The 14,522-nt window shown below is 61.7% G+C and carries 13 protein-coding genes and 1 riboswitch; of the genes, 6 read left to right on the forward strand and 7 right to left on the reverse strand.

From position 1 onward, the window contains the following. The first annotated feature begins 16 nt into the window (after nucleotides 1-16). Complete coding sequence (locus tag ACIPZ8_RS21835) at nucleotides 17-1,390, forward strand: oligosaccharide flippase family protein (protein ID WP_400727396.1); 1,374 nt, start codon at nucleotides 17-19, stop codon at nucleotides 1,388-1,390. Between the two features lie 24 nt (nucleotides 1,391-1,414). Continuing rightward, nucleotides 1,415-2,131 (forward strand): glycosyltransferase family 25 protein, encoded by a 717-nt coding sequence (locus ACIPZ8_RS21840; RefSeq protein WP_400727399.1) that lies wholly within the window; start codon nucleotides 1,415-1,417, stop codon nucleotides 2,129-2,131. Between the two features lie 12 nt (nucleotides 2,132-2,143). Here the strand turns inward: ACIPZ8_RS21840 and ACIPZ8_RS21845 are convergent, their stop codons facing one another. Both ACIPZ8_RS21845 and ACIPZ8_RS21850 read right to left on the reverse strand, forming a co-directional pair. Beyond that, nucleotides 2,144-3,472 carry an MFS transporter gene (locus tag ACIPZ8_RS21845; RefSeq protein WP_400727402.1) on the reverse strand — a complete coding sequence of 443 codons (1,329 nt, stop codon included), beginning with the start codon at nucleotides 3,470-3,472 and terminating at the stop codon, nucleotides 2,144-2,146. A gap of 142 nt (nucleotides 3,473-3,614) precedes the next feature. Beyond that, nucleotides 3,615-4,628: a GlxA family transcriptional regulator gene (locus tag ACIPZ8_RS21850; RefSeq protein ID WP_400727405.1), complete on the reverse strand. Its 1,014-nt coding sequence runs from the start codon at nucleotides 4,626-4,628 to the stop codon at nucleotides 3,615-3,617. Between the two features lie 355 nt (nucleotides 4,629-4,983). Here ACIPZ8_RS21850 and ACIPZ8_RS21855 point away from each other — a divergent pair, with 355 nt between their 5' ends. Next, nucleotides 4,984-6,219 (forward strand): SRPBCC family protein, encoded by a 1,236-nt coding sequence (locus tag ACIPZ8_RS21855; RefSeq protein ID WP_400727408.1) that lies wholly within the window; start codon nucleotides 4,984-4,986, stop codon nucleotides 6,217-6,219. 89 nt (nucleotides 6,220-6,308) lie between these two features. On the opposite strand, the gene ACIPZ8_RS21860 is transcribed toward ACIPZ8_RS21855, so the two are convergent. Beyond that, nucleotides 6,309-6,563: a hypothetical protein gene (locus ACIPZ8_RS21860; RefSeq protein WP_400727411.1), complete on the reverse strand. Its 255-nt coding sequence runs from the start codon at nucleotides 6,561-6,563 to the stop codon at nucleotides 6,309-6,311. Between the two features lie 276 nt (nucleotides 6,564-6,839). Beyond that, nucleotides 6,840-6,901, forward strand: a riboswitch (Fluoride riboswitch). 71 nt (nucleotides 6,902-6,972) lie between these two features. Between ACIPZ8_RS21860 and crcB the strand changes: the two genes are divergently transcribed. Further along, nucleotides 6,973-7,350 carry a fluoride efflux transporter CrcB gene (crcB, locus tag ACIPZ8_RS21865; RefSeq protein WP_079228884.1) on the forward strand — a complete coding sequence of 126 codons (378 nt, stop codon included), beginning with the start codon at nucleotides 6,973-6,975 and terminating at the stop codon, nucleotides 7,348-7,350. A gap of 33 nt (nucleotides 7,351-7,383) precedes the next feature. Here crcB and ACIPZ8_RS21870 read toward each other — a convergent pair whose 3' ends face one another. Next, entirely contained in the window at nucleotides 7,384-8,427 is a 1,044-nt protein-coding gene (locus ACIPZ8_RS21870) for an alpha/beta fold hydrolase (protein ID WP_400727414.1), read from the reverse strand. A gap of 580 nt (nucleotides 8,428-9,007) precedes the next feature. On the opposite strand from ACIPZ8_RS21870, the gene ACIPZ8_RS21875 reads away from it, so the two are divergent. After that, a complete protein-coding gene (locus ACIPZ8_RS21875; protein WP_400727417.1) occupies nucleotides 9,008-9,202 on the forward strand; it encodes a hypothetical protein in 195 nt (64 codons plus the stop codon). Nucleotides 9,203-9,318: 116 nt separating this feature from the next. Here ACIPZ8_RS21875 and ACIPZ8_RS21880 read toward each other — a convergent pair whose 3' ends face one another. Next, nucleotides 9,319-10,239: a LysR substrate-binding domain-containing protein gene (locus tag ACIPZ8_RS21880; RefSeq protein ID WP_400727420.1), complete on the reverse strand. Its 921-nt coding sequence runs from the start codon at nucleotides 10,237-10,239 to the stop codon at nucleotides 9,319-9,321. A 99-nt stretch (nucleotides 10,240-10,338) separates the two neighbouring features. Here ACIPZ8_RS21880 and ACIPZ8_RS21885 point away from each other — a divergent pair, with 99 nt between their 5' ends. Beyond that, nucleotides 10,339-11,097 carry a sulfite exporter TauE/SafE family protein gene (locus ACIPZ8_RS21885; protein WP_400727423.1) on the forward strand — a complete coding sequence of 253 codons (759 nt, stop codon included), beginning with the start codon at nucleotides 10,339-10,341 and terminating at the stop codon, nucleotides 11,095-11,097. A gap of 1 nt (nucleotide 11,098) precedes the next feature. Here ACIPZ8_RS21885 and ACIPZ8_RS21890 read toward each other — a convergent pair whose 3' ends face one another. Both ACIPZ8_RS21890 and ACIPZ8_RS21895 read right to left on the reverse strand, forming a co-directional pair. Further along, nucleotides 11,099-12,517 carry a diguanylate cyclase gene (locus ACIPZ8_RS21890; protein ID WP_400727425.1) on the reverse strand — a complete coding sequence of 473 codons (1,419 nt, stop codon included), beginning with the start codon at nucleotides 12,515-12,517 and terminating at the stop codon, nucleotides 11,099-11,101. Between the two features lie 138 nt (nucleotides 12,518-12,655). Then, nucleotides 12,656-14,485: an SLC13 family permease gene (locus tag ACIPZ8_RS21895; protein WP_400727428.1), complete on the reverse strand. Its 1,830-nt coding sequence runs from the start codon at nucleotides 14,483-14,485 to the stop codon at nucleotides 12,656-12,658. Nucleotides 14,486-14,522 lie beyond the last annotated feature (37 nt).

Genomic DNA, 14,522 nt, shown 5'->3' on the forward strand with positions numbered 1-14,522 from the left:
AGGGACTGTGGGTGCCATGTCTACGATCGATCTGTCGTCCTCGCAAAGTCTTCGCAAACGCGTGTTGTTGGCTGGGGCGCTGAATATCGGCTCCATCGTCGCCTCCCAGGTCATCCGGCTGGGTGGCAACCTGATCATCACCCGCTTGCTGCTGCCGGAAATGTTCGGCCTCATGGCCATCGCCACCACGGTTTCGGTGTTGCTGCTGTTGCTGTCCGATGTGGGGCTGCGGCAGAACATCATTCAAAGCCCGCGCGGCGACGAGCCGCTGTTCCTCAATACCATCTGGTCGTTGCAGATCATTCGCGGCCTGGGGCTGTTTGTGGTGATGCAGCTGGTGGCGCTGGCGTCGTGGATTTCCCAGCACTTCGAAATGTGGCCGATGCATTCCACCTATGCTGATCCTCAGCTGCCTGGGATACTGGCTGTCACCGGCTTTTTCGCGATCATTTTCGCCTTCCAGTCGACCAAGATCGATGTGGCCATCCGCACCTTCCAGCAGAAGAAGGTGGTGCTGGTCGAGCTGGTTTCGCAAATCGCCGGCCTGGTGGTGATGCTGGTGATCGGTTACTTCTTCCGTTCCATCTGGGCGCTGGTGGCTGCTGGCCTGGTCTCCACCCTGGTCACCACGGTGCTCAGCCACCTGATCTTCCCGGGGCATAGAGACCGCCCGCAATGGGACCCGGCAGCCCTGCGTGAAATCGTCAACTACGGCCGTTGGGTGTTCCTGTCGTCCGCCGTCGGCGTGCTGGCCATGCAGGGCGACCGGATCTGGTTCGGCGGCAGCATGACGGTGGCGCAGCTGGGGGTGTATTCGATTGCCGTGGGCATTCTGGCGGCCTTCCAGCTCAGCCTGCAGCGGCTGGCCGGGGCCGTGGCCTTGCCGGCCTTCAGCGAGGCGGCCAGGACCGGTGACATGGATCGCCTGCGCCACCTGTATTTTCGCTTCAGGCTGATCTTCGATGTGCTGACCTTGTTCACCTGCGGCTTCCTGTTCACCGCCAGCCCGCTGATCATTCATTGGCTGTATGACGCCCGCTATCAGGACGCCGGGCAGATGATGGCAATCCTTTCACTATCGCTGTTCACCTTGCGCTATGGCCTGACGCAACAGATATGGATGGCCCTGGGGCTGACCAAGTACATGGCCATGGACAACATCATCCGGGTGGTGGCGCTGTTCACCCTGATGCCGTTGCTGCTGGCCATCGGCGGGGTGACCTATGCGCTGTGGGGGGTGGCCCTGCATACCTTCTTCACGCTGTTCCTGATCTTCAAGGTCAGCCACCAGCTGGGCATGCTGAGCATCAAGCGCGAGCTGGTGGTGCTGCCCGTCATGGTGTTCGGTGCCCTGTGTGGGCAGTTCATCAGCCATCTGTTCGCCTTCTGATCGGCTGTACCAAGGACCTGAACGATGAATGTGATCGACTTTTTTGATCGGACCCGAATCATCAATATCCCGTCCAGAACGGACCGCCGCGAAGAAACCGAAGCCGAATTCGCCCGCAACGGCTTCCACATCGATGACGAGAAAATCGGCTTTTTCCCTGCAGTGACGCCCACCGACCAGCAGGGCTTTCCCAGCATCGGCGCCCGGGGCTGTTTCATGAGCCACATGCAGATACTGGAAGAAGCCGTGCGCCTCAATGTCGACAACATCCTCATCATGGAAGACGACATCCAGTTCTCCCGGCGCATTGGCCCGTTTGGCAAGCAGGCCATCGAGTCCCTGCAAGGCATGGACTGGGACATTGCCTACCTTGGCCATTCGTGCGAGGGCAATTCCGATACCCCCGGCTGGGCGCCGGTCGATCGCCCCATCCACCTGTCGCACTTCTATGCGGTGAACGGCAAGAGCGTGGGCAAGCTGCGGGACTTTCTCGCGCAGATTCTGCAGCGCCCGCCAGGGCACCCTGACGGCGGGCCGATGCACTATGACGCGGCCCTCAACACGCTCATCCACACCGACAAGAACATCCAGGCCTACTACTTCACCTGGAACCTGGGTTACCAGCGGCCTTCGCGCACCGACCTGCATGCCTTGTCGATTTTTGACCGGCTGGCCATGCTGCGGCCGGTGATGGCCTTGTATCGGCGCTTGAAGGCAGAAAAGCTCAGGAGAACCCGATAGCCCTCAGCGCATTCAACCCAGCGCCGCGGCTTGCTGAAGGTTCAGCGCGCGTGTCTCCGGCGCCAGCAGCCAGGACAGCAGCAAGCCGAAGAAGGTGATACCTGCGGCCACGTACATGGTCTGGGCGATGCCCAGTGTGTCCAGCGAAATCGGCACCAGGTAGGTGCCCACCGCTGCGCCAATGCGCGAAATCGAAGTGCCCACGCCCACCGCGAATGCGCGGATCTCGGTCGGGAATATTTCGTTCGGATAGACCAGCGTCAACACTTGGGCGCCACCGATGAACAGCGCGTAGATGGCGAAGAACACCAGCACCCAGATGCCCGCGCCATTGTTGAATGCCCCGAGGCACAGCAGCGCCAGGCCAGACACGCTGAAGCTGTACAGCAGCAGGTTGCGGCGCCCGAGGGTGTTGATCAGGCGGGTGGCGATGATGCAGCCCAGTACGAAGAACAAAGTGATCAGCACCGAGCCGATGGAAGCGCTGTCGCCTTTCACGTTCATCGCTGCCAGCACCTTGGGCGCGAAGGCGTATACGGCGAACAGCGGGATGATGCAGCAGGTCCAGAACACGATGACGAACAGCATGCGCTTGGCATAGCCCGAGTAGATCAGGCTCCACACGTTGACCTTGTAGTTCGGGCTTTCTTCCGGAAGGTTGTTCAGGGAAAAATCATCGCCATAGACGTGCTTGATGACCTGCTCCGCCTCGACATCACGGCCTTTGCCCAGCAACCAGCGTGGCGATTCCGGGGTGCCGATGCGCACCAGGAACAGTGCCAGGCCGATGCTCGCCGAGCTGGCCAGCACCCAGCGCCAGGCGTCATCGCCACCGCTGCGCAGCACCAGTTCACCAACGATGTAGGCCGCCGCTGCGCCGGCGAACCAGAGGATCGTCAGCATCGCCAGGCGCGGGCCGCGATTTTTCCTGGGCATGAACTCCACCAGCAACGAAGTGGCGACCGGGTACTCGATGCCCACTGCAATGCCGATGATCAGGCGCAGAACAAAGATCGCTTCAGCGGAATCAGCCCAGAACTGAGCGAGGGAGGCGAAGACAAAGAGGGTAGGGCCAACAAAGAACAGACGCTTGCGGCCCAGGCGATCGGTCAGCCAGCCGCCGAGGAAGCCGCCGAAGAAAATCCCGATCAAGGCCGATGCCGCAATCAGGCCTTCCCAGAAGTTGCTCAAGGATAGCGAAGCGCTGAGGTGTGCCAGGGCCACGCCGATAATACTGAGCACATAACCGTCGACAAACGAACCGCCGCCCGAGCGCAGCGTGAGTAGCCGGTGGAAGTTGTTGAGCGGTACATCTTCTACTGAAAGAGTGGGGCGTGTCATTTTTATATCCTGATACAAGGCTTTTGAAGTTTGGCAGCGCAACGCCGCGAACAATGAACTTCGCGTCGGAACTCGCTGGATAAACTCAGCGGCGATAGGTGTCGTTATTGTTGTTGTGCAACGGGGCCTGTCCTTGACCTGATCAGGTTTCATACCTGATTTCTTTCGACGGCGGGTGGCCGAAGAAAGCGCTATAGGATCGGCTGAAGTGCGTGCAGGAAACGAAACCGCATGCCAGAGAAACATCGAAGATCGAGGCCTTGGAGTTTTGTATCAAGCGGCGTGCTTCGGTGATTCTGAGCTGGAAGTAGTATTTTTGCGGTGTGGTGTTCAGCTGGTCCTTGAACAGCCGCTGGATCTGCCGAATCGACAGGCCGACGACCTGGGCCAGTTGCTCCGGGCTCAGCGGCTCTTCGATATTCGCTTCCATCAGCGCGATGACCTCCCGCAGCACCTGGCTCACCTTGGGCTGTTGCGGCTTCTGCACGCTGCGGTACTTGCTCTGGTCGGCATCCAGCTTATCCAGCACGGCATCGGCAAGCTGGGGGCCCGAACCGCAGGCGAGCCAGCGCATCATCATCTCGAAGGCGCCATTGGGCGTGGCGCAGGTCATGCGGTTTCGGTCGAACACCAGTGGCTCATGGGTCACGCTGGCATGCGGGGCACGTTCGGCCAGGGCCGTGCGCTGCTCGGCATGGATCGCGCAGCGGTAGCCATCCAGCAGGCCTGCGGTGCCCAGGTACCAGGCACCGTTCCACAGCCCACCAAGGGCGATCGGTAGTTTGGCGATCTTCTTCAGCAAGGTCGACAACCAGTTCGGTGCTGTCCTGGCGGCACGCAAGCCGCCACAGATGACCATCAGATCGAGGTCGGACAGGCGAATGTCGGTCAACGGCGTGTCGGGCCTGATCGGGATGCCCAGGTCGCTCATGACTTCGCGGTGGTCATGGCTGAACGTGTGCACGCGCACCGTGCCCGGCGCCAGCAGGTTGGCGGTGACCAGCACATCCAGTGCCTGGGTGAAGCACGGCAAAGAGAAGTTCTCGAGCAGGAGAAAACCGACTCGGGTGGTTTTCCGCTCGACGCGTGCCTGGGAGATGAAGCCCAGGTTGCGGTCGGCGAAGGTACGGCTGAATGCTCTTGTAATTGTATTCATGGCGGCACCCGGTAGCCCAGACGCAAAGGCGTGAGCAACGTTTGGAATGACGATGCTTTATGAGTGAACAAAGTTGTCATCAATGTTCGAATCAATATAGGAGGGGCTCAGGTGCCGGTCTAACGACTTTTCCAGGCTCGTTTCGATAACCCCTTGTTATGGCTGCGTAACATAATGTCGCGGGCAGCCGATTGTCCAGCGCGAATTATGTGGATTGCTCGCATGAATTAAAGTTATGCGTAAGGTAATTTTTGTGCCGGTGTAAGTTTTTTACGGCGGCGTACTATGTGAGGCAGTGATTAAAGTTTCACTTATTTGCAACACGACAACCGGCTTTGGCGTCTGGAGGATAATAATGAACAGCAACGAATCCGTGATTGGCCTGATCAAGCAGCGCAAGCCTCGCCATGTGTTGCCGCGCGAGCTCTACCTCGATCCTGAGGTCTATCGGCAGGATCTTGAGCACATCTGGCACAAGGACTGGGTGTTTGCCGGGCATACGTTCGAGATTCCCAAGGCTGGGCAGTATTTCACCCTGCAGATCGGCGATTACCCGGTGGCCGTTGTGCGCGGCAAGGATGGCGAGGTTCGCGCTTTCCACAATGCGTGTCGCCACCGCGGCGCCAAGGTGTGCGAGCACGCCAGCGGCAAGGTCGCCAAGCTGGTGTGCCCTTACCACAAGTGGACGTTCGAGCTCGATGGCAACCTGATCTATGCCGGCAACATGGGCACCGACTTCGACAAGTCGAACTACGGCCTGAAGCCTGTGCATATCGAAGTGGTGCACACCTACATCTATGTCTGCGTCGCGCAAAAGGCCCCGGACTTCTCCAGCTTCCGCGCCGCCGTCAGCCCCTTCATCGCGCCGCACTTCCTGGAAAACTGCAAGGTCGCCTTCGAGTCGAACCTGATCGAGAAGGGCAACTGGAAGCTGGTGTTCGAGAACAACCGCGAGTGCTACCACTGCGACGGTACCCATCCAGAGCTGCTCAACTCCTTTGTCGAGAACCTGTCGGTTGCCGGCGTGGGTGGAGATGACGATCCGGAGTTGGTGGCGCATTGGGACCGTTGTGAAGCCGCAGGCATGCCGAGCCGGTTGAACATGGACCCGCTGGGGCGCTTCCGCATGACGCGCATTCCGCTGTCTGCCGGTGCGGTCAGCTACACCATGGATGGCAAGCCGGCCGTTGCAGGCCGACTGGACAAAAGCGGTGAGCCAGACATCGGTGCACTGCTGTACTTCAACTACCCCTCGACCTGGAACCACTTTCTGGGCGACCACGCACTGAGCTTCCGCGTGCTGCCCATCGGGCCGGGCGAGACACTGGTGACCACCAAATGGCTGGTGCCGGAATCTGCGGTGGAAGGGGTCGATTACGATCTCGACCGGCTGACCAAAGTCTGGTTGGCGACCAATGACCAGGACCGCCGTCTGGTCGAGGGCACCCATGCAGGCGTTTCCTCGCCCAGCTACGAGCCAGGCCCGTTCTCGGAGAACGCCGAGAATGGTGTCTGCCAGTTCGATGACTGGTACTGCGCGACCATGCTCGAGCGCCTGGAAGGGCGGCCGCAGCTTAAGTCGGTAGGCTGATAGCAACTGCCCCGCAGCACCGCGACGTGCTGCAGGGCATGGTTGCCCACTTAGGCTCAGTGTTTAAGTCATTCAGAGGTATTGGATGATCATGAACTCTTCAGCAACTGCACTGCCAAATTTGCGACTTTGATATAAAGTTCATTGTCGGCTGGGTCACCCAAGTCACCATCGCCATCGGCATCACCTGTTCCATTTACTTTGTCATAGATGCCATTCTTTTTTGACGAAGACACGGTGATGGAAAACTCAAAGTCGTTTGCAGCGTAGTACTCGATAAAGACTTCAGGACTGTTATCGTTGTCAATGTCTCCCAGAGAAAGACGGATCTCTTTAGCGCTCATCAGTGCACCTCATCCTTTGATGTAATCGATTATGGCTTCACCGTGCCAGCACGATGCGCCTGAATCGACAATACCCCGCTGTCCTGAGCGCCATCTACTGACAAAAATGACAGGTGCAAACTCATTACTTTCGGGCGAAAGTGAGTTCCAGACCTGAGGTGAGTAATGAGCGTTTACCCACCAGGCAAGAGAACATCTCGCAGCGTTGATCGCCGCCACTTGTCAACGGCCACCCATGCGCGAGCGTTGCATGACAGGACGTGGCCGACTAATATCACGGCTTCAGGAGATGGCATTCCTCCTTGAACCGCCCTTGCGCTGATGATGCCTACGCACCCCCTGTGAAAGGGCGCGTAGGCCATGCCTGCCGTTTACCCACAGGGCCGTTGAAACCTTGTGGAGTAACCCGATGTACCTTTCCCTCATCTCCGTGATCGTCGGCGGCAGCAGCGGCTGCGTGTTGCGCTGGTGGTTCGGCCTGCGCTTCAACTCGCTGTTCCCGGGCATGCCCTTCGGCACCTTGCTGGTCAACCTGATCGGCGGCTTCGTCATCGGCGCGGCCATGGCCTTTTTCATGCGCTGGCCCAACCTCGATCCGGCCTGGCGGCTGCTGATCACCACCGGTTTCTGCGGTGGATTGACCACGTTCTCGACCTTTTCCGCCGAAGTCCTGTCGATGCTCATGCACGGCCGTTATGGCTGGGCTGCCGCCACGGTTTCGGCCCATGTGCTGGGCTCGCTGCTGATGACCTTCGCCGGGTTTGCCCTGGTGCGCTGGCTGGGCTGAGCCGGGGCGTCTCTGCTGCATGGGTTTTTCGTCTCAGAGGTGATCGGCATCCACCACCGCCTTGGCAAATGCCTGCGGGGCCTCTTGTGGCAGGTTGTGGCCAACACCGCCAGTGATCAGCCGGTACTCGTACTTGCCGGTGAAGCGCTGCGCGTAGGCCTCGGCCGGCGGGTGCGGTGCGCCATTGGCGTCACCTTCGAGGGTGATGGTAGGCACGCCGATGCTGGGCAGTCTGGCCAGCCTGGCTTCCAGTGGGTCGTACTGGGTTTCGCCCTGGGCCAGGCCCAGGCGCCAGCGGTAGTTGTGCACGGTAATGGCGACCTGGTCCGGGTTGTCCAGCGCCTTGGCGCTACGCTCGAAGGTGGCAGTGTCGAAGCCCCATGCGGGCGAAGCGCTCTGCCAGATCAGCTTGGCGAAATCATGGCGGTTCTTCTCGTAACCGGCCTGGCCGCGTTCGGTGGCGAAGTAGTACTGGTACCACCACTGCAGCTCCGCACTGGGCGGCAGAGGTGCCTTGGCAGCTTCCTGGCTGCTGATCAGGTAACCGCTGACCGAGACCAGTGCCTTGACCCGCTCGGGCCACAGGGCCGCCACGATATCGGCGGTGCGCGCGCCCCAGTCGAAGCCGGCCAGCACGGCGTGCTTGACCTGCAGTGCATCCATGAAGGCGATCACGTCGCTGGCCAGCGCCGAAGGTTGGCCGTTGCGAGGCGTGTCAGGCGAAAGGAAGCGTGTTTCGCCATAGCCGCGCAAGTAGGGCACCAGTACCCGATAGCCCTTGGCGGCGAGGGCGGGGGCGACCTCCTGGAAGCTGTGGATGTCGTAGGGCCAGCCGTGCAGCAGGATCACCACCGGCCCGTCGGCCGGGCCTTGCTCGACGTAGCCGACATCGAGGACGCCAGCCTTGATGTGTTTCAGCGGGCCGAAGGCATCGCTTACCTGGACGCCAGGCTGTGCTTGCGCCGCTGGTGTGTTGCCGGCCATGACGGCCAGTGGCAGCAGGGCGCAGGCAAACAGGATGGAACGGCTGAAACGTCGTGGTGCGTTCGATGCGGCGGATGCGTGACGGGCTATCATGGCGCGTCTCCTTGGCTTGGCCATCGGCGCTGTTGGATGCACGTCATTCAAGACCATCGCTGTATCGAGGATGTGTCCAGCGGGGCAGCAGTGAGCGATCTTGTGTATCCAGTCTCAGTTTGTACACATTGAGATACATGCGCGCCGCTCGGTACAGCGTGCCGAGCACGTCATCTGATCCGCTTTTTTTCTTCGAAGCTGAATCTGTAACCGTATCAGCCTGGAGCCGACAATGCTTTTCGTCCCTGCTATCACACTGAAGAGGTTCCGATGGGCAAGCTCGCGCTGTTTCTGGGTGGCTTTCTGCTGTTGACCGTTCTGATCGGCCTGCTGGGCACCATTCCGCCAAGCTGATTCTACTGACGCCCTCCGGCCCGTCTACCTCGCTAGATGGGCCAGATTGCTGCCAGATTGCTGCCAGATTCTGGCAGATCCTCGCCGTTCCCTCTTGGCCGTACCGCTGGACTAGTGGTAGGTGCAAGTCGTTCTCAAGTGCAAGGTCCTCGTGTAGTCTCCCGCTGCGTCATAATGGGTCGTACTTTAACGAACCCAGTCTTTTGCCTTGGGAGTCAGTACATAGATGGAATGCAAGAAGGGCACTTCAGCCATGCTGGAGTGGCGCAGCCGTTATCTCGGCGAAGGTATCCTCGAAGAGGATCAATACGATCAGGCGCTGCGTTGTGCCGAGTCCCTGGAGCAGTCCGGGGTGATCAGCGCACAGGAATGGATCGAGCTGGTCAAGGCGGCGAACATTGCGCTGCTGAGTGTGCGTTAAGTCCTTCATTGCTCGGGGAAATCTGTCCACAAAAAACGTGGGTAGGTCTGTGGATAAAGTTCTGCAAGCCAGGCAAATTGCGGGCTCTGTTAAATTGAGCAGAATTTGAACAGCGCTCAGCCAGCCCGTTCAGAGGCGGCTTCTCCTGCCTGGCGCAAGGCCAGCAGCAACTCGCGCACCCGGGCGGGCAGCTCGCCGGAGGGGTACACCGCGTGCATCTGCGGGTCCTGGCCAGTGCTTGAGGTCAGCCGATAATCTGCGCACACCCGCACCAGGCGTCCAGCCTTCACCTGTGCTTCTGCCACCCAGTCGGCCAGGCGTGCGATACCGGCACCGGCGAGGGTGCTGTGGTACACCGCATCGCCAGAGCCCAGGCGCAAGCGCGGGTGCGGGCGCAGGCTGGTGATCTGGCCATCGCGGCAGAAGTGCCAGGCTTTGAGGATGCGCGGGGCGGTATGCAGGATGAGTGCGTGCTGGTCCAGCTGCTCGGGCCGCTCGGGCATGCCGATGCGGGCGACGTAAGCCGGGCTGGCATACAGATGGCGCTGGTAGCGCCACAGTGGATAACCAATCAGTTCGCTCGACTGGGGAAAGGCGCCGCGGACCACGAAATCGAACTTGCCGTGCAGGGGGTCGAGGGCCGCATCGCTGTACTGCACATCGAGGGTCACTTGCGGGTGGCGCTGGCTGAAGCTGGCCAGCACGCCAGGCAAGACATGCTCGCCAAGCAGTTGCGGCGCGGCAAAGCGCACCCAGCCTTGCGCGCTGCCGGTGAGCGCGGCCAGTTCATCGGCTGCATCGCGTTGCACATCCAGCAAGCGTTCGGCGTGGGGCAGCAGGCGCTCACCGGCTTCGGTGAGGGTCACCGCGTTGGCGTTACGGTTGAGCAGCTTGCACCCGCTGTTGTCTTCCAGGGTTTGCACCGCGCGGGTCACCGCGCTGGGTGAGCGGCCCAGCGCGCGTGCGGCGGCGACGAAGCTGCGCTTGTGCGCAACACTCACGAACGCCTGGATTTCGCGCAGCATGTCCAATGCCATGGAGGCCTCCTGATTGCAGTTTTCGCAATATGGCATTTCAACACAAGCGCGCCGCTTTGATTAGCCTTGCAGTCTGTTTTCACTGCCTGGAACCGCGCCATGATGGATATCGCCGTACTTTCCCTGTTTGCTTTCGCTGCCGGCCTGATCGATGCCGCCGTCGGCGGTGGCGGCCTGATTCAGATCCCGGCGCTGTTCAACGTGTTGCCCACTGCGCAGCCCGCAGCGCTGCTGGGCAGCAACAAGCTGGCTTCGGTGTGCGGCACGGCCTTCGCCGCTCGCTCGTTCATCCGCAAGGTGACCCTGGACTGGGGCTTGATCGTGCCGGCGGCGCTCAGCGCTTTTGTCATGTCGTTCGCCGGCGCAGCCACGGTTTCACTGGTGCCGCCCAGCGTGATGCGCCCGGCGGTGCTGGTGCTGATCGTGCTGATGGCGATCTACACCTTCTGCAAGAAGGACTTTGGCACGTTGCACAAGCCGGCGAAGATTGGCCGCCGGGAGCAGTGCCTGGCGGTGCTGATTGGTGGTGCGATCGGCTTCTATGACGGTTTGTTCGGCCCAGGCACCGGCAGCTTCCTGATCTTCCTGTTCATCCGCTTCTTCGCCCTCGACTTCCTGCATGCCTCGGCATCGGCCAAGGTGGTCAACATCGCCACCAATCTGGCGGCCCTGGTGTTCTTCGTGCCGTCGGGCAATGTGCTATATGCCATTGCCCTGCCGATGGCCGCGTGCAATATCCTCGGTGCCCTGACCGGGACCTGGCTGGCCGTGCGCAAGGGCGCAGGCTTCGTGCGCGGGCTGTTCCTGATTCTGCTGTGCGTACTGATCGCCAAGCTGTCCTGGGACTTGCTGGCCTGACTCAGATCGCCTGGCGTTGCGCGTCGGCCTGCTCGACGCGATTGCGGCCATGCGCCTTGGCCCGGTACAGCGCCTGATCGGCGCGTGCCAGCAGTTCGTCCAGGTTGGGCGCGGGTTCGTCCGCGGCGCAGCCGGCCAGGCCAATGCTGACCGTGATCTGCAAGCGCGCATCGCCCTGGGCCGCATGCAGGTCCTGCACGGCTCGGCGCAGGCGCTCGGCGGTGAATTTGGCCTGCTCCGGTGGCAACCCCGGCAGCACCACCACGAACTCCTCGCCGCCCAGGCGAGCCAGCAGTACTTCGTCGTGCAACTGGTCCTGCAGGGTGCGGGCGAACTGGCGCAGGACCTGGTCGCCAACCCCATGGCCATGGCGGTCGTTGATCGACTTGAAATGGTCGATGTCGAGCATCATCAAGGTCAGTGGCAGCGCATGCTGCTGGCGGCTGTCGAGCAGGGCATTGGCGCGGTGGGTGAAGGCGCTGCGGCTGAGCAGGCCGGTGAGGTGGTCGATGGTGGCCTGGCGCGCCAGGCGTGCCAGCAGGCTGCGATTGGCCTGGCTGACGCAGGCGACCACCAGCGGGCCGAGGACCAGCATGGCGATACCCAGGCGCGCCGACATCAGTGTGGTGACACCCGGTTCGCTCTGCGGCACGCTGAAATGCATGAGGTTCTGCGCCACCGCGACGATCAGCGTGCTGCCGGCGGTGAGTGCCAGCAACGACACCAGGAAGGGCGAGTACGTCCAGGCACACCACAACAGCGCAGCAATCGGAAAGGCGATAGCGCCTGGCCCGCCAAAGGCAATGCTGAAGGCCAGTGAGGCCAGCAGCACCAGCAAAGGTGCCAGGCGGATGGCCTGGGCGCCGCTGCGCATCAGTACCCGCGCCGAAGGGGCGGTGAGCAGTACGGGCAACACCAGCACACTGGTCGAGAACTGTTCGCTGAACCAGGCCAGCCAGGTGGCCTGCAGCGACTGTTCGAACCACGGTGCGGCCATCACGCAGGCCATGCTGGCCGCCACCACGGCACCCGCCGCACAGGCACCGAAGACACTGAGCACGCCATGTGGGGTGCGCATGCGCCGGTGCGGGCGGGGCAGTCGCGACAGCAGCCACCACACCGTTACCACCACGCCGAGGTTGCACAAGTTGAACCACAGGGCTGGTGCCCAGGCACTGCCACAGGCCAGGTCGGCTGCGACCATCGCCAGCCACACCAGGGTCATGCCCAAGGGGCTGGCCTGGCGTGGGTAGCGCAGGAGCACGCCAGCCAGCACCGCATTGACCGGCCAGAACAGCGATAACGATTCGATCGGCCGGGCCAGGACCCCGCCGAGGGTCAGGGCAAATGTCAGGCCGAACAGGGCAAGGTAGGGCAACAAGCGCGATTGTGCTGGAAAAACCATAGGCTCGACCGACAAGCGGAAACGAAATCCAGGACAACGGCTATAAGCACCTGGGGTGTTCACGCGCCAGTGTGTTGGCACAGGGTGCTTGATGTCAATCTGCCGTAATCGTGCAAGTTGATGTCAAATAGCCTCCATTCCTTGCCAGATTGCCTAAAGACCAAAGAACCACGGCACCATCAGGACCGTCACCAGCATCACCAGCACGGTAAAGGGTACGCCGATTTTGACGAAGTCGCCAAAGCGGTACTGCCCTGGGCCGAGCACCAGAGTATTGACGGGTGAAGACACCGGCGTCATGAACGCCGCCGATGCCGCCAGGGCCACGGTCATGGCGAACGGGTAGGGCGACAGGCCCAGCTGCGTTGCCGTGCTGATCGCCACCGGCGCCATCAGCACGGCGGTGGCGGTGTTGGAAATGAACAGGCCGATGATGGCCGTGACCATGAACAGGCAGGCCAGCATGGCCAGCGGCCCGGCACCTCCCAGCAGGCTGACCAGCCCGCCCACGGCCAGGTCGATGCCGCCGGTTTTCTGCAGTGCCTGGGCGAACGGCAGCATGCCGACGATCAGCACCAGGCTCTGCCAGTGAATGGCCCGGTAGGCGCTGTTCATGTCGATGCAGCGCCCGGCGCCCATCAGCAGGCAGCCGATCAGCGCGGCGATGACATTGGGCACGGCACCGCTGACCATCAGACCGACCATCACTGCCAGGCTGACCAGGGCATAGGGTGCACGGGTTCGGGCTGGCGCGACCTGATCGATTTCGGCCGGCAGGCTCAGGACCAGGAAGTCCTTTGGCTGGCTCTGCAACTGGCGCACGGCCTTCCACGGGCCCACTACCAGCAGGGTATCTGCCGGGCGCAGTTTCTCTTCCACCAGTTGCGCCTCGATGGCCGCCTGTTCGCGGCGCAGGCCGACCACGTTGAGGTCGTAGCGGCTGCGGAAGGCCAGTTCCAGAATGCTCTTGCCGATCAGTTGCGAGCCAGGCGGCAGCGACACTTCCGCCATGCCCAGGTCCTGGGACTGGTCGATGAAGTAGGCCGCCTTGAAGTGCAGCGGTTCCAGCTGCATGGTCTGGCACAGGTTGCGCAGGTCGTCACGATTGGCGAACAGGTCGAGCAGCAGCACATCGCCCTGGTGCAGAACGGTGCCTGAGTCGGCGGTGATCACCCGGGTGGTGAACTTGTGCTGGCGCTCGATGCCGATCACGTTGGCGCCGTGCCTGGTACGCAGCTCCAGTTCACCCAGGGTATGGCCGATCAGCGGCGAGTGAGGGCGGATGCGCAGGCGCCGCTCGCGGCCGTTGAGCTTGTAGTCGAGCACCAGGTCGAGCAGTGTGCGACGGCTTTCCACGCGGCCGTCCTTGCGCACTTCACCATTGAGCCAGTGGCGGGTCAGCAGCATGTAACCGATGCCCAGCACCAGCACCACCAGGCCGAACGGGGTGAAACTGAAGAAGCTGAAGCCGGGCACGCCATGGCGTACCAGCTCGCTGTGCACCACCACGTTGGGTGGCGTGGCCACCAGGCTGAGCATGCCGCTGATCAGGCCGGCGAAGCTCAGCGGCATCATCAGGCGGCTGGGTGACAGCTTCAGGCGTGCGGCAATGCTCAGCACCACCGGGATGAAGATCGCCACCACACCGGTCGAGCTCATCACCGAGCCCAGCCCGGCCACCGAAACCATCAGCAAGACCAGCAGGCGGGCCTCGCTGTTACCGGCCCGTTCGCTCATCCACTCACCGATGCGGTAGGCGATGCCGGTGCGCACCAGCCCTTCGCCGATCACGAACAGGGCGGCGATCAGCACCACGTTGGGGTCACTGAAACCGGCCAGGGCCTGTTCCACGGTAAGGATGCCCGACAGCGGCAGGGCGAGGATCACCAGCAGCGCGACCACGTCCATGCGCGGGCGGTTGATGACGAAGAGCATGACGACGACAGCCAGCAGGCCGAGTACCCAGAGCAGTTCCTGGTTCATGGGGCGGGGGTGTTCCTTCACTCAAGTGGGCACGAAA

Origin of the sequence: Pseudomonas sp. NPDC089422, from assembly GCF_044749405.1 — a bacterium.
GTDB lineage: Bacteria > Pseudomonadota > Gammaproteobacteria > Pseudomonadales > Pseudomonadaceae > Aquipseudomonas.

Coding starts and splice junctions, on each gene's coding strand:
- ACIPZ8_RS21835 (WP_400727396.1), top strand. CDS start 17: ATGTCTACGATCGATCTGTCGTCCTCGCAAAGTCTTCGCAAACGCGTG.
- ACIPZ8_RS21840 (WP_400727399.1), top strand. CDS start 1,415: ATGAATGTGATCGACTTTTTTGATCGGACCCGAATCATCAATATCCCG.
- ACIPZ8_RS21845 (WP_400727402.1), bottom strand. CDS start 3,472: ATGACACGCCCCACTCTTTCAGTAGAAGATGTACCGCTCAACAACTTC.
- ACIPZ8_RS21850 (WP_400727405.1), bottom strand. CDS start 4,628: ATGAATACAATTACAAGAGCATTCAGCCGTACCTTCGCCGACCGCAAC.
- ACIPZ8_RS21855 (WP_400727408.1), top strand. CDS start 4,984: ATGAACAGCAACGAATCCGTGATTGGCCTGATCAAGCAGCGCAAGCCT.
- ACIPZ8_RS21860 (WP_400727411.1), bottom strand. CDS start 6,563: ATGAGCGCTAAAGAGATCCGTCTTTCTCTGGGAGACATTGACAACGAT.
- crcB (WP_079228884.1), top strand. CDS start 6,973: ATGTACCTTTCCCTCATCTCCGTGATCGTCGGCGGCAGCAGCGGCTGC.
- ACIPZ8_RS21870 (WP_400727414.1), bottom strand. CDS start 8,427: ATGATAGCCCGTCACGCATCCGCCGCATCGAACGCACCACGACGTTTC.
- ACIPZ8_RS21875 (WP_400727417.1), top strand. CDS start 9,008: ATGGAATGCAAGAAGGGCACTTCAGCCATGCTGGAGTGGCGCAGCCGT.
- ACIPZ8_RS21880 (WP_400727420.1), bottom strand. CDS start 10,239: ATGGCATTGGACATGCTGCGCGAAATCCAGGCGTTCGTGAGTGTTGCG.
- ACIPZ8_RS21885 (WP_400727423.1), top strand. CDS start 10,339: ATGATGGATATCGCCGTACTTTCCCTGTTTGCTTTCGCTGCCGGCCTG.
- ACIPZ8_RS21895 (WP_400727428.1), bottom strand. CDS start 14,485: ATGAACCAGGAACTGCTCTGGGTACTCGGCCTGCTGGCTGTCGTCGTC.